Annotated in this window: 10 protein-coding genes; 2 read left to right on the top strand and 8 right to left on the bottom strand. The window is 69.3% G+C overall.

Annotated features, from left to right (window positions below):
* Positions 1 to 47: 47 nt before the first annotated feature.
* Positions 48 to 1,433 (top strand): Gfo/Idh/MocA family protein, encoded by a 1,386-nt coding sequence (locus HEB94_RS26680; RefSeq protein ID WP_192752440.1) that lies wholly within the window; start codon positions 48 to 50, stop codon positions 1,431 to 1,433.
* A 98-nt stretch (positions 1,434 to 1,531) separates the two neighbouring features.
* On the opposite strand, the gene HEB94_RS26685 is transcribed toward HEB94_RS26680, so the two are convergent.
* From HEB94_RS26685 to HEB94_RS26720, 8 genes are all read right to left on the bottom strand, one after another.
* Complete coding sequence (locus tag HEB94_RS26685) at positions 1,532 to 3,904, bottom strand: glycosyl hydrolase family 95 catalytic domain-containing protein (protein ID WP_337918556.1); 2,373 nt, start codon at positions 3,902 to 3,904, stop codon at positions 1,532 to 1,534.
* Positions 3,905 to 4,100: 196 nt separating this feature from the next.
* Positions 4,101 to 5,753 carry a glycoside hydrolase family 13 protein gene (locus tag HEB94_RS26690; RefSeq protein ID WP_192752441.1) on the bottom strand — a complete coding sequence of 551 codons (1,653 nt, stop codon included), beginning with the start codon at positions 5,751 to 5,753 and terminating at the stop codon, positions 4,101 to 4,103.
* A gap of 168 nt (positions 5,754 to 5,921) precedes the next feature.
* Positions 5,922 to 6,359, bottom strand: a complete 438-nt coding sequence (locus HEB94_RS26695; RefSeq protein WP_192752442.1) for a globin — start codon at positions 6,357 to 6,359, stop codon at positions 5,922 to 5,924.
* A 133-nt stretch (positions 6,360 to 6,492) separates the two neighbouring features.
* Entirely contained in the window at positions 6,493 to 7,494 is a 1,002-nt protein-coding gene (locus HEB94_RS26700) for an ABC transporter ATP-binding protein (protein WP_192752443.1), read from the bottom strand.
* On the bottom strand, positions 7,491 to 8,531 hold the full coding sequence (locus tag HEB94_RS26705) for an oligopeptide/dipeptide ABC transporter ATP-binding protein (protein WP_192752444.1): 1,041 nt from the start codon (positions 8,529 to 8,531) through the stop codon (positions 7,491 to 7,493). The genes HEB94_RS26700 and HEB94_RS26705 overlap by 4 nt, the downstream gene beginning before the upstream one ends.
* A 3-nt stretch (positions 8,532 to 8,534) precedes the next feature.
* Positions 8,535 to 9,464: an ABC transporter permease gene (locus HEB94_RS26710; protein WP_192752445.1), complete on the bottom strand. Its 930-nt coding sequence runs from the start codon at positions 9,462 to 9,464 to the stop codon at positions 8,535 to 8,537.
* Positions 9,461 to 10,513 (bottom strand): ABC transporter permease, encoded by a 1,053-nt coding sequence (locus HEB94_RS26715; RefSeq protein ID WP_192752446.1) that lies wholly within the window; start codon positions 10,511 to 10,513, stop codon positions 9,461 to 9,463. Before HEB94_RS26715 ends, HEB94_RS26710 begins: the two co-directional genes overlap by 4 nt.
* A gap of 9 nt (positions 10,514 to 10,522) precedes the next feature.
* Positions 10,523 to 12,349: an ABC transporter substrate-binding protein gene (locus HEB94_RS26720; RefSeq protein ID WP_192752447.1), complete on the bottom strand. Its 1,827-nt coding sequence runs from the start codon at positions 12,347 to 12,349 to the stop codon at positions 10,523 to 10,525.
* A gap of 258 nt (positions 12,350 to 12,607) precedes the next feature.
* Between HEB94_RS26720 and HEB94_RS26725 the strand changes: the two genes are divergently transcribed.
* Positions 12,608 to 13,036 (top strand): OsmC family protein, encoded by a 429-nt coding sequence (locus tag HEB94_RS26725; protein ID WP_192752448.1) that lies wholly within the window; start codon positions 12,608 to 12,610, stop codon positions 13,034 to 13,036.
* Positions 13,037 to 13,149: the final 113 nt, after the last annotated feature.

Here is a 13,149-nt window from a genome sequence, read left to right on the forward strand (position 1 = left end):
GATGCCGGTGACAGTGCCTCGCACGACCTTCCTCGAGAGGAGCCCAGATGACCACGCAACAACCGTCCACACAGGGAAACGACGCCGAGGCGGATTCGCCGTCGGATGGCGTCCAGGGGCGGAAGCGGTACGCCGTGGTCGGGCTCGGCTCGCGCTCCCGGATGTTCACCACGGCCCTCCTCACCGACTACCGCGAGCACGGTGAGCTCGTCGGTCTGTGTGACCTCAACCGGACCCGGATGAGCTACCAGAACAAGACGTTCGGCGACACCCACGGTGCCGGACCGATCCCGACGTACGGTGCCGACGAGTTCGTCCGGATGCTCGAGGAGCAGCGGGTCGACGTCGTGATCGTGACGACCGTCGACCGCACCCACGACCACTACATCGTGACCGCGATGGAGCACGGCTGCGACGTGATCAGCGAGAAGCCGCTGACCACCGACGAGCAGAAGTGTCAGCGGATCCTTGACACCCAGGCCCGCACCGGTCGCAAGCTCACGGTCTCCTTCAACTACCGGTACGCACCGCGTAACTCGGCGGTGAAGGACCTCATCCAGTCCGGTGCGATCGGCGATGTGCTGTCGGTCCACTTCGAGTGGGTCCTTGACACCCGGCACGGCGCTGACTACTTCCGCCGCTGGCACCGCGACAAGCGCAACTCCGGCGGCCTGATGATCCACAAGGCGAGCCACCACTTCGACCTGGTCAACTGGTGGCTCGGTGCGACGCCGGAGACGGTGTTCGGGTTCGGCGGCCTGCGCTTCTACGGTCGGGACAACGCGGAGAGCCGGGGCCAGGCGGTCCGCTCCTACCGCAGTCACGGCAGCCCCGACCTCGGGTCCGACCCGTGGGCCATCGACCTCGCCGGCGACGCCACGCTGCGGTCCCTCTACCTCGACGCCGAGCACGAGGACGGCTACATCCGCGACCGCAACGTCTTCACCGACGGCATCAGCATCGAGGACGACATGGCCGTCCTGGTGCGCTATCAGACCGGCGCGACGATGACCTACCACCTCACGGCGTACTCGCCGTGGGAGGGCTACCGCGTCATGTTCAACGGCACCAAGGGACGGCTCGAACTCGACGTGGAGGAACGCTCCTACGTCAGCGGCGCCGCCCACGACCCCAACAAGCCCGGACGGACGGCGGCCAAGCCGATCGACACCGCCCGGCTCACCCTGCGTCCGCTCTGGGACGTCCCGCAGCCCGTCACCGTGGAGGAGGGCAGCGGCGGCCACGGCGGTGGGGACCGGCGGCTGCTGGCCGACCTGCTGGGACCCGAGCAGGAGCCCGACCCGCTCGGTCGCGGGGCCAGCCACGTCGACGGTGCGTTCGCGATGCTCGTCGGTGCCGCGGCGAACCGGTCGTTCGCATCCGGCAGCCCGGTCCGCATCAAGGACCTCGTGACCTTCCCCACCTCCGGCTGAGGACGAACCCACACCTGACACGGTGGACCCGGCGGCGGCTTCTCGCCCCGGGTCCACCGTGTCACTGGGCTGGGAGCCGCCGCCCAGGCTGGTGCGCGTCAGTGCCGTCTGGCGGAGGCGCGGTAGTGGTGGCCGGCCTGCGCGGTGAAGGCGATGGTGTCGTCGGAGTCGCAGCGGGTGTGCTCGACGGGTTCGCTGGTGCTCTGGTCGAGCAGGGCGTACGGCGTCGCGAAGAGGTCACCGGTGACCCGCAGCACACCGGTTCTGCCCGGCACCAGGTCGATCCGTATGGCATGGGTGTCGGCCCAGGTGATGTCGAGCGTGACGTCGCCACGCGCCCGGAGTCCGGCGACCTGTCCGCCCGCCCAGACGGCGGGAAGGGCCGGGAGGACGTGGATGGAGGCGACGCCGCCGTCCAGCCGGCTCTGGACGAGGAGTTCGGCGATCCCGGCGGTGGCGCCGAAGTTGCCGTCGATCTGGAACGGCGGATGCGTGTCCCACAGGTTGGGCAGCGTCGAGTGCCGGAGCAACTCCTGCAGCATCAGGTGGGCGTGGTCGCCGTCGTGCAGTCGCGCCCAGAAGTTGATCTTCCAGGCCTTGCTCCAGCCGGTGCCGCCGTCGCCGCGGGCCCGCAGGGAGACCTGTGCGGCCTTGGCGAGTTCGGGGGTGTCGAGCGGCGACACCTGTGCGCCCGGATGTAGCGCGTACAGGTGGGAGACGTGCCGGTGGTCGTCGGTGGTGTCGTCGAGGTCGGCCTTCCACTCCTGCAACTGCCCCCACGAGCCGATCCGTAGCCCCGGATCGAGGCGCTCGCGCGTGTCAACCATTCGTTGACGCAGCCGGGGGTCGTCGTCGAGCACCACGCTGGCGGCGATCGTGTTGGAGAGGAGGTCCCACACGATCTGCTGGGACATGGCGGCAGCCGCGGTCACCGGCCCGTGCTCGGGGGAGTAGCTCGGCGACACGACCAGGGTGCCGTCGGCCGGGTCCTCGACCAGGAAGTCGAGCCAGAAGCGCACCGCCTCCACCATGACCGGGTAGGCACGTTCGCGCAGATAACCGACGTCGCCGCTGAACTCGTAGTGCTCCCACAGGTGGCGGCACAGCCAGGCCGCCGCCTCGGGGAACCAGAACGAGGTGGCGTACTGGCGTACGCCGTTGAAGCCCCAGATGTTGGTCTGGTTCTGGACCACCCAGCCGTCGACTCCGCAGATGGTCCTCGCCGCCTCGCGCCCGGGCGGCACCATCGCCTCGATGTAGTCGACCAGCGGACCGACGGTCTCGGCGAGGTGGGTGGGTTCGGCCGGCCAGTAGTTCATCTGCAGGTTGATGTTGACGTGGTAGTCACTCGACCAGGGCGGGGTGGTGGAGGCGTTCCAGATGCCCTGCAGATTGGCCGGCAGCGAGCCTGGGCGGGAGGAGGCGATGAGGAGGTAGCGACCGTACTGGAAGAACATCGCCTCCAGCGCCCGACTGTCCGGCCCAACCCCGTCGTAACGGGCGAGGAGTTCGTCGGTGGGCAGGGCCAGGCTGGCGGGCTGGCCGATGTCGAGATGGACGCGGCCCATCAGGCCGGCGTGGTCGGCGATGTGTGCCGCCCGCAGGTGTGCATAGGGCTGCGCCGCGGCGGCGTTGACACGGCGGGTCAGCGGGCGGTGCGGGTCGCGGCCGCGGTAGTGCGGATAGCTGGGGGAGTAGTCGGTGCCGGCGCAGAAGATCACCGTGGCGGCGTAGGCGTCGCGCACGGAGACGGTGTCCTCGCCGTCGTAGAGGAAACCGTCCTCGGCGATGACGAGCACCTGTCCCTCGTAGGTGAGTCCGTTGTCGGGAAGCGTGCCCCGGACGGTGATCCGGCCGTTGTGGACGTGGACGCGGGGGTCCGGGTGCGGAGTTCTGAAGCGCACTGTCAAGGACAACTTGCGCGGCTCGCTGGCCTGGAACCGCGTCGCGATCACGCCGGCGGGATGGCTCGCGATGTGCTCGCGGGAGAAGTGCGTACCGTCCAGGTGGTAGTCGACGCGGGCGACGCCCTCGGACAGGCTGAGTTCGCGGCGGTAGCCCTTCGGCGCCGAGCCGGGATCGTGCAGGTCGAAGTGGAGTTCGCCGAACGGCTGGTAGGCACCGAAGGCGGTGTCGTACTGGCCCAAGCGTTCGGCGAGCCACTCCGGTGCCAGGTGCTCACCGGCGGCGATCCTGCGACGTACGTCGTCGAGCACACCCGTACGGGGGTAGTCCCACAGGCCGTAGCGGTAGGCGCGACCGCCTTCGAACGCGCCAGGGCCGCCTGTCCACAACGTCTTCTCGTTGAGCAGGAGGCGTTCGGATGCCACGCCACCGAAGACGGACGCGGCGAGCGTGCCGTTTCCGATCGGCAGGGCTTCGCGTTCCCAGTCACTGGCAGGCGCGTCGTACCACAGCGTCAGGTTGTCGGCGGTCTCGGGAAGCGACGTCGATCCTCGGAAGGGTGGCAGGTGGTCGGCAGGCGATCGTGGGAACGTGATGGCGAGCCTCCTGACGAGTGAGTCGGGAACGGGCTCGTACTGGGACTTGATCGTACATCTGAGATTTCTGTCGTGTCAGCGAGACAACTTCGTCCGCGATGGACGAATGAGGACACGCTGACGCCGACAGACCAATGTCCCAAGGCGTACTTGCAAAATTGCGGGGTTATTTTCTGATCCGCAACCAGGCAGCCACATCGCTGCGAAGCACACCGTCGGCGAGCGGCGCACTGGCGAGCAGCACCTCCGCGTCGGCGGGAAGCTCGACAGGTTCGGAGCCGAGGTTGACGACGCAACGGAACTCAGTGCCCCGGTCGAACGCGAGAACGTCCTCGCCGTGTGCCTGCCACCGGAGTTCGTCACCCGCGAGGTCCGGAAGGGAACGACGGACCCGGAGTGCCTCGCGGTAGAGCGCGAGCATGGAGGTGGGGTCGTCGGTCTGCACCTCCACCGTCTGCTGCTTCCACTCCGTCGGCTGGGGAAGCCACGCAGCGGCGGCGCCGAACCCGAGCGCGGGCGCGTCACCCGTCCACGGCAGCGGCACGCGGCAGCCGTCGCGACCGCGGACCCGGTGACCAGAACGCTCCCAGATCGGGTCCTGCAGCGAGTCGAGCGGGAGATCCTCCACCTCGGCGAGACCGAGTTCGTCGCCCTGGTAGACGTAGGCGCCACCGGGAAGGGCCAGCATCAACAGCGCGGCCGCGCGGGCGCGGACCGTGCCCAGGGCAAGGTCTGTGGGAACGGTGCCAGCCGGTCGCTGGATGTCGTCGGTGTCCCGTCCGTAGCGGGTGACGTGGCGGATCACGTCGTGGTTGGACAGAACCCAGGTGGGCGCCGCGCCGACCTCGCCGAGGGTGCGCAGGTTGTGGTCGACGGAGGCACGCAGCTGAGCGGCGTCCCATGCGCACTTGAGGAAGTCGAAGTTGAACGCGGTGTGGAGCTCGTCCGGACGCAGGTAGCGCGCGAGCCGGTTGGTGGCCGTGCGGACCCAGGCCTCGGCCACGAAGACACGCGGACCGTGCGGGGAGTCGACGTAGGAGTCGGCGACCCGTCGCCAGTCGCGGTAGATCTCGTGTACGCCGTCGCGGTCCCAGTGCGGGTGGTCGGCGATGTCCGGCTCGGCCAGGAGCTCCTCCTCGTCCAGGCCGATGTCGGGAAGGGCGGCGTGCTTGTCCAGGCCGTGCGCGACGTCGATGCGGAAGCCGTCGACGCCACGGTCGAACCAGAACCGCAGGATGTCCTCGAACTCCCGGTGGACCTCGGGGTTGGACCAGTTCAGGTCGGGCTGCTCCGGCGCGAACAGGTGGAGGTACCAGTCCTCCGGGACGCCCTGGTCGTCGAGGAGTCGGGTCCAGGCCGGACCGCCGAAGACCGAACGCCAGTCGTTCGGCGGCAGCGCGCCGTCAGGTCCGCGGCCGGGGCGGAACCAGTACCGCGCCCGCTCGGCCGAGTCGGGATCAGACGCCAACGCCTCGCGGAACCACGCGTGCTCGTCGGAGGTGTGGTTGGGCACGATGTCGAGGATCACCCGCAGCCCGTGCTCGTGTGCCTCGGCGATCATCGCCTCCGCCTCGGCGAGCGTCCCGAACTCCGGGGCGATCGCCTGGAAGTCGGCCACGTCGTATCCACCGTCCGCCATCGGTGAGGCGTACCACGGGGTGATCCAGATCGCGTCGACACCAAGCTCGGCGAGATAGGGGAGCCGGGACCGGATGCCGGCGATGTCGCCCACACCGTCGCCGTTGCCGTCGGCGAAACTCCGAACGTAGATCTGGTAGATGACGGCGGTGCGCCACCATGCGGCGGAGGAGATACTCATGCGCCGAGCTTTCCGGTCACCGCACCACCAGGCAAGTCGGATGGCCTATCCCACCACCGTGTGTTTCCTCACGCCGATCGCGGCGTGCGTAGGGCGCGGCGTCCGCATCCACCCTGGCGGCGTTGTCGTCGCGCGTAGGACACCGCCACGCGTTGGTGTCGGGCGTTTCTAGCCGAGCAGGTTGGGACGCTGGCCTTCGACGGTGTTGACCATGGAGTTGGCCGCCATCACGAGGTACGTCCACAACTGGTGCTCGTGCGCCGGGTCGAGTCCCAACTCCTCGACCGCCGTCCGCATGTGGCCAAGCCAGCGATCGCGAGCGTCCTCGGTCACCGCGAACGGCGCGTGCCGCATCCGCAGCCGCGGATGCCCGCGCTGTTCGGAGTAGGTACGGGGACCGCCCCAGTACTGCTCGAGGAACAGCAGCAGGCGCTCTTCGGCGCCCGCGAGGTCGGGTTCGGGGTAGAGCGCGCGGAGCTCTGGGTCCTCGGCGACTCCGGCGTAGAAACGCGCCACCAGGCGCTCGAAGGTCGCGTGACCGCCGACCGCGTCGTAGAAGGTCTGCGCTGGCTGGTCGGGCCGGCCGCCCGGTGGTTGCTCGCTCATCGGGTCCCATTCTGACAACCGGCGGCAAGTCGCGGTCGCCGGGCCGGCCACAAGGGTCGGTCCCGGCGCCGACCGCCCCGGCGGGGCACGGGAGTTCTGCCCGTTTTGGCGGCTTTCCCCACGTTTCCGGTGCTCACGCGGCGCCGCTCGCGGAGGAGGAGGCGGCGTGCAGGTGGCAGGCCACGCTGTGCCGGTCGGGCTCGGCGCCCAGCACCGGAAGCGGGGCACGCCGGCAGTGCATGGCGACCCCGGCGGCCTCCGCGGCTCCGGAGGCCAGTGCGTGGCAGCGCGGGTGGAAGCGGCAGCCGACCGGAATCTGCGTGACGTCGGGTGGTTCGCCGGTCAGTACGAGAGGCGCGCCGACGGGGGAGTCGGGGAGTACGGAGACGAGTGCCCGCGTGTAGGGGTGCTGGGGCGCGGTCAGCACCTGCTCGGTCGGCCCCGACTCCACGATCCTGCCGAGGTACATCACGGCGAGCCGGTCGGCGATGCTCCAGGCCAGTCCGAGGTCGTGGGTGACGACCAGCGCGGCCAGCCCGAACTCCTCACGTAGCCGCAGCAGCAGGGCCAGGATCTCGCCGCGTACGGACGCGTCGAGGGAGGCCACCGGCTCGTCGGCGATGATCACCTTGGGCTCGAGGACGAGAGCGCCGGCGATGACCACGCGCTGGCGCTGGCCACCGGAGAGTTCGTGGGGGTATGCGAGGAAGAAGCGCTCGGCCGGTCGGAGTCCACAGTGCGACAACGCCCGCGCCACGCGTTCCCGCTCGTTGTCGGTGATGCCGTGGATGCGCAGACCCTCGGCGACCGCCTCGTAGACCGTGTGCCGGGGATTGAGGGCACCGGTCGGGTCCTGCAGCACGAGTTGCACCGAACGTCGGTAGGCCTTGAGCCCGGCGGAGTTGGTGGGCAGTGGGGCGCCGGCGTACTCCACGGTTCCGGCGCTCGGACGGACCAGGCCGAGCAGCGTGCGGGCGAGCGTCGTCTTGCCGCAGCCCGACTCACCCGCGAGGGCGAGGATCTCCCCTGGTGCAAGGTCGAGGTTGACACCGTCGACGGCGCGCGCCCGGCGGCCGCCGCGGACCCGGAAGTCCACCTCGAGTCCGCGGGCGGACAGGACGGGGGACTCGCTCATGGGGTACTCCTCGTGGCGTCGGCGGTGCTCTCGACCCGTAGGCACGCGGCGACCCGGTCCGGCCCGGCCGCGCGCAGCGGCACCGGCGTCGACGCGCACTCGGGGAGTACGACGGGGCAGCGCGGATGGAACGGGCATCCGCTCGGCAGCGCCGCCGGGTCGGGTGGGTCGCCGCCCAGCCCACGCGGACGGCCGCGCGCGGCGGGATCGCCGACGCTCGGGAACGCCGACGCCAGCGCACCGGAGTACGGGTGCAGCGGGTCGGTGAACACCTTTCCGGCCGGGCCGAGTTCGACGACCTGACCGGCGTACATCACGGCGAGCCGTCGGCAGTTGGCCGACAGCACCGAGAGGTCGTGGCTGATCATGAGCAGAGCGATCCCACGCTCGGCGACCAGGGTGCCGAGGAGTTCGAGTACCTGCGCCTGGATCATCACGTCGAGCGCCGTCGTCGCCTCGTCGGCAATGATCAGCCGGGGTGAGCAGGCGAGGGCCATCGCGATCATGATCCGTTGCCGCTGCCCACCGGAGAGTTCGTGCGGATAGCTGCGGGCCCGCCAGGTGGGCAGGCCAACCTGGGTGAGGAGTTCGTCCACCCGCTGGTTCGCCTCGGCCTCGCTGACCTTCTCGTGCAGCAGGATCGGCTCCGCGATCTGGCGGCCGATCCGGTGGACGGGGTTGAGGGCGTGCATGGCGCCCTGGAAGACGATCGAGGCGCCGGCCCACCGCAGAGCACGCAGGCGTCCCCAGGACATGTCGAGGACGTCCTCGTCGTCGATCCGGATCTGCCCCTCCACGGTCGTGCCCGCGGGGAGGAGACGCAGCAGTGCCAGCGCCAGGCTGGACTTGCCGCAGCCGGACTCACCGGCGATGCCGAGCGTGTCACCCGGCTGCAAGGTCAGGTTGACACCGCGGACGGCTGGGATGTCGCCGCGGGCGCCGTGGTAGGTGATCGCCAGGTCGCGTACGTCGAGCAGGGGCGCCGACGTGGGAGACGGGGCCGCGGGGGAGGCGGGGGACGGGGATGTGGGAGACACGGCCTAGCGACCTCGCAGTCTGGGGTTGAACACCGCTTCGAGGGCGCGGCCACACAGGGTGAAGCACAAGACGACGACCAGAATGGCGAGGCCGGGCGTCAGGAGGTACCACCAGGCGCCGAAGGTCACCGCGCCGGAGGAGTTGGCCCGGCTCAACATGCTTCCCCACGACACGCGGGAGGGATCGCCGAGCCCGAGGAACGACAGGGTCGCCTCCGCGAGGACGGCGCTCGCGACCTCGAGCGTCGTGCTCGCGAGCACGAGCGGCATGACGTTCGGAAGTACGTGCCGGGTCATCTGGTGCCAGTGCCCGGCACCGAGTGCCTTCGCGCGTTCGAGGTACGGACGCGCCTCCACGGCCAGCGTCTGCGCCCGGATCAGCCGGGCCGTCCCGGGCCAGGAGGTGACGCCGATCGCGACGACGATGGTGGTGAGACTCGGCCCCAGGACGGCGGCGAGGGCGATCGCGAGCACCAGCCGGGGCAGCACGATGAACCAGTCGGTGACCCGCATCAGCAGCCCCGTGAACCAGCCGCCGAAGTGGCCGGCGGCGATGCCGACCAGGGTGCCGATCCCCATCGCCAGCAGGGTGGCGGTCACGCCGACCAGCAGCGAGATGCGGGCACCCCACAGGGTGAGGAGTAGGACGGAGCGGCCGGTCTCGTCGGTGCCGAGTGGGAAGGAGAAGCTCGGCGGCTCGAGCCGGTCGCCGGTCGCCTGGGTCACGTCCAGGCCGCTCTCGTCGGTGATGAGCGGGGCGGCCAACGAGAGCACCACGATGACGAGGAGCCCGGCGAGGCCGATGACGCCGGCGCGCTGTTGCCGGTAGGACCGCCAGAACCGCCGCAGGGCCGCCTTGCGGCGTTCCCAGACGACCGACCGGACGGAGGTCAGCGCCGGGGTGTCCGGCGTACCGGAGGGTTGTGTGGTCATGCGTGTCGCACCCTCGGGTCGAGGAACCGGTAGACGATGTCGGCGGCCGTGTTGGCGAGGATCACCGCGGTCGAGAAGAACAGGAACGTGCCCTGGAGCAGCGGCAGGTCCGGGATCTTCAACGCCTGGTAGGCGAGCAGCCCGAGTCCGGGCCAGCTGAACACCGTCTCGGTGAGGATCGCCCCGCCGACCACGCCACCGAGCTGGAGGAAGACCAGGGTCACGGTGGGCAGCATTGCGTTGGGGACGGCGTGCCGGCGGCGTACGACGTCGTCGCGCAGACCCTTCGCGCGGGCCGTGACGAGGTAGTCGCCGTCCTTCTCCTCCAGGATCGAGGAGCGCATGACGAGGACGTACTGCGCGTAGATCACCGCGGTCATCGTGAGCACCGGCAACACCAGGTGGTGCAGGGTGTCGATGGTCTGCGGCCAGAAGCCGGGCGGGGTGTGGGGCGAGATCATGCCGTTGATGGGGAACAGCCCGAGGTACCGGGCGAACACCATGATGATGATCATCCCGAACCAGAACGTCGGTGCGGACCAGAGTGTGAGCGAGACGCCGACCTGCACCTTGTCGAACCTGCTGCCCTGGTGCCATCCGGCGCGGGTGCCGATCCACAGGCCGAGCGCGGCCGCGATCACGAGCGCCGTCCCGGTGAGCAGGATGGTCGCGCCGAGGCGTTCGGCGATCAGGCTGGTGACCGACTGTTGGTACTGGTAGGAGTCGCCGAGGTCGCCGGTGAGGACGCCCTTCAGATAGTTGAGGAACTGCAACGGGAGCGGTTGGTCCAGCCCGAGCGTGTGGCGGAGTGCTGCCCGCTCGGCGGGACTCGTCGGGACGTCCCTCGTCAACGCGTCGACGGGGTCGCCGCCGAGGATGCGGAAGAGGAAGAACGCCGAGAAGACGACCATCACCAGCGAGATGGCGGCGCCGCCGAGCTTGCCCAGGAGGTAACGCGCGAAGCCGCTACCGCCACGTGCGGGGGACCGGTCGGTGTCGTTGGTGGCCGAGCCCGCGGGCTCGGCCACCAACGAGGGATCCATCGTCATGCGGGGGAACTACTCCCGATCGTCGGCGGTAGAACGGCGCCGGAGGGCGATCACGCCGGCGGCGGCCGCGATGAGGACGACCGCGGCTCCTCCACCGAGGTAGAGACCGACGCGCGAGCCCGTCTCCTCCTCCGCCTTCTCGACCGGCTTCGCCGAGACGAAGGCCCAGTTGCCCTGCTGGCCGGAGATCATGCCGCGGTCGGCGGGCTGCTTGACGAACCCGGTCCACCGGTCGCTGCGGTAGGCCTCGAGCGTGTCGGAGTACCGGAGGACGATGACCGGCGCCTTGGTGTAGAGGATCTGCTGCATCTGCTTGATGATCTCGGCCCGGGCCGGGATGTCGCTCTCCCGCTTCTGCTCCTCGTGCAGCTTGTCGTAGGCGGGGTCGCAGTAGAACGTGTCGGTGTCGCGCTGGGTGCCGGTCGCGTCGTCGGGCAGCACGCCGCACGTGTGCAGGCTGAGGATCGAGGTGGGGTCTGGCCCCACGCCCCAGCCGGAGAAGATGATGTCGTACTTACCGAGATAGAGGTTGTCGTTGAGCTTGGTGAAGTCGGCGCTCTGGATCTCGGTGTCGATGCCGATCTGCTTCCACCAGCCCTTGAGGTAGTCGGAGTCGGTGGCCTCCGACGGGGTGTCGGCGTGGTTGAGCAGACGGAACTTCAGCGGCCGGCCGTTGCCGGGCATCCGCCGGATGCCGTCCGGGCCGCGCTTGTAGCCGGCGTCGTCGAGGATGCGGTTGGCCTCGGCGATGTCGAACTTCGTCGTCTCCGACTCACTCGGCTGCCAGAAGTAGGTGCTGAAGATCGGCGGAACGTAGCTCACACCAGGCTCGGCGAGCCCGTCGTTGACCTTCGCGATCAACTCGTCCTTGTCGATGGCGTGGTGGATCGCCTGCCGGACCCGGACGTCCTTCAGCGCGGGGTGCCCGTCGCCGAAGGGCTGCCCCTTCTTGGTGCGCGCGCCGACGTTGAACGTGATCGAGCTGAAGCGACGGTTCTGGGCCCGGTTGCGGGTGATGCCGGGCTGGTTCGCGAGCGACTCGTACTGTGCCGGCGTCAGCCCGCTCACCACGTCGACCTCGCCGGCGATCAGCGCCTGCACGCTCGCGTCGGGCGTCTTGTAGTAGCGGAACACGAGCTCGTCGTAGGCGGGCGCGCCGTCCCAGTAGTTCTTGTTCGCCTTGAGCCGGATGAACTGGTCCGTCTTGAACTCGACCACCTGGAACGGGCCGGAGCCGACCAGCGGGAAGTCGAAGTTCTTGAAGTCCTTGATGCTGTCGATCTTCTCCCAGATGTGCTTCGGGACGATCGCGTTGTCCAGGGCGAGCATCTGGTTGGTGGGTTGCTTGAGCTTGATGACGAGCGTCGTGTCGTTGGGCGCGGAGACGCTCTCGAAGTTGTCCACCAGGTCGGAGGAGGACGCGTGGGCGGCCGGGTCCGTCATCATCAGGTGGTAGGTGAACTCCGCGTCGCGCGCCGTGAGCGGCGTGCCGTCGGAGAACTTCACACCCTTGCGGATCGTGTAGGTCCAGGTCAGGTGGTCGGCGGACTCTTCCCACTTGGTGGCGAGGCCAGGGGAGGGCTTGAAGTCCTTGGCGCTCCAGTCGATCAGCGAGTCGTAGGTCAGACCCGCCACGGTGTAGCCGATCGCGAAGAACGACATGAACGGGTTGAACGTGTCGACCGACTGGGACGCGGCGACGATCAGCTGCGTCGGCTGGGCCTTGGCGGGCTCCTCGGCATGCCCCACGCTGGTCGGGAGCACGACGCCGACGGCGCAGACCAGAGCGGCGAGGCCTGCCGCGGCTGCACGTAACCGGTGTTTCACGATCCGCATAGGGCGTCCTCCCGGGGCTGGGTGAAGAAAATTACTGCCGGAGCCAGCGCGCGGCAGGTAAGTGTCGGCCGATGTTGCCCTGCGATGGCTTGTCCGGTCAAGATCCAGACGCAAAGGTCATCCAGCCGTCACCCGACGGGTGCGTTACGTGCGCGTGGCGAGCCAGGGGCTGCGCGTCGGGAAGCAGGTGAGCAGGGCAGGATGACGTCGTACGACGAAACGAAACGAATCGACCACGGTGTCAATCGAGGAGGATCCATGGCAACCACGCGTACGGCGAACGCCCACTGGGAGGGCTCCCTCATGCAGGGGAGCGGCCAGGTCTCGCTGGACTCGTCGGGACTCGGGAAGTACGACGTCACCTGGGCGTCGCGTGCCGAGGACGAGCCGAACGGCCGGACCAGCCCGGAGGAGCTCATCGCCGCCGCGCACTCGACCTGCTACTCGATGGCCCTCTCGCACGGACTCGCCCAGGCGGGCACCCCGCCGCAGACCGTGGACACCAAGGCGGACGTGACGTTCCAGCCCGGTGAGGGCATCACGGGGATCCACCTGACCGTGCGCGCCAGCGTGCCCGGGCTGGACGCGGACGGCTTCGCCGCGGCGGCCCAGAACGCCAAGGAGAACTGCCCCGTCTCCAAGGCGCTCGCCGGCACCACCATCACCCTCGACGCCGCGCTGGTCTGAACGCGGCTTGTTCGAAACGCGGCTGGGTCGAAACGCGGCTGGGTCGAAACGCGGCTGGTTCGAAACGCGGCTGGGTCGAACACAGCCGGTCTGAACACCGCTGGTCGTCGGGT

Source organism: Actinopolymorpha pittospori, from assembly GCF_014873875.1.
In the GTDB taxonomy this organism is placed as follows: domain Bacteria; phylum Actinomycetota; class Actinomycetes; order Propionibacteriales; family Actinopolymorphaceae; genus Actinopolymorpha; species Actinopolymorpha pittospori.

Bases quoted from the DNA above. Each gene is read 5' to 3' on its own strand.
- HEB94_RS26680 (WP_192752440.1), top strand. From the start codon at position 48: ATGACCACGCAACAACCGTCCACACAGGGAAACGACGCCGAGGCGGAT.
- HEB94_RS26690 (WP_192752441.1), bottom strand. From the start codon at position 5,753: ATGAGTATCTCCTCCGCCGCATGGTGGCGCACCGCCGTCATCTACCAG.
- HEB94_RS26695 (WP_192752442.1), bottom strand. From the start codon at position 6,359: ATGAGCGAGCAACCACCGGGCGGCCGGCCCGACCAGCCAGCGCAGACC.
- HEB94_RS26700 (WP_192752443.1), bottom strand. From the start codon at position 7,494: ATGAGCGAGTCCCCCGTCCTGTCCGCCCGCGGACTCGAGGTGGACTTC.
- HEB94_RS26710 (WP_192752445.1), bottom strand. From the start codon at position 9,464: ATGACCACACAACCCTCCGGTACGCCGGACACCCCGGCGCTGACCTCC.
- HEB94_RS26715 (WP_192752446.1), bottom strand. From the start codon at position 10,513: ATGACGATGGATCCCTCGTTGGTGGCCGAGCCCGCGGGCTCGGCCACC.
- HEB94_RS26720 (WP_192752447.1), bottom strand. From the start codon at position 12,349: ATGCGGATCGTGAAACACCGGTTACGTGCAGCCGCGGCAGGCCTCGCC.
- HEB94_RS26725 (WP_192752448.1), top strand. From the start codon at position 12,608: ATGGCAACCACGCGTACGGCGAACGCCCACTGGGAGGGCTCCCTCATG.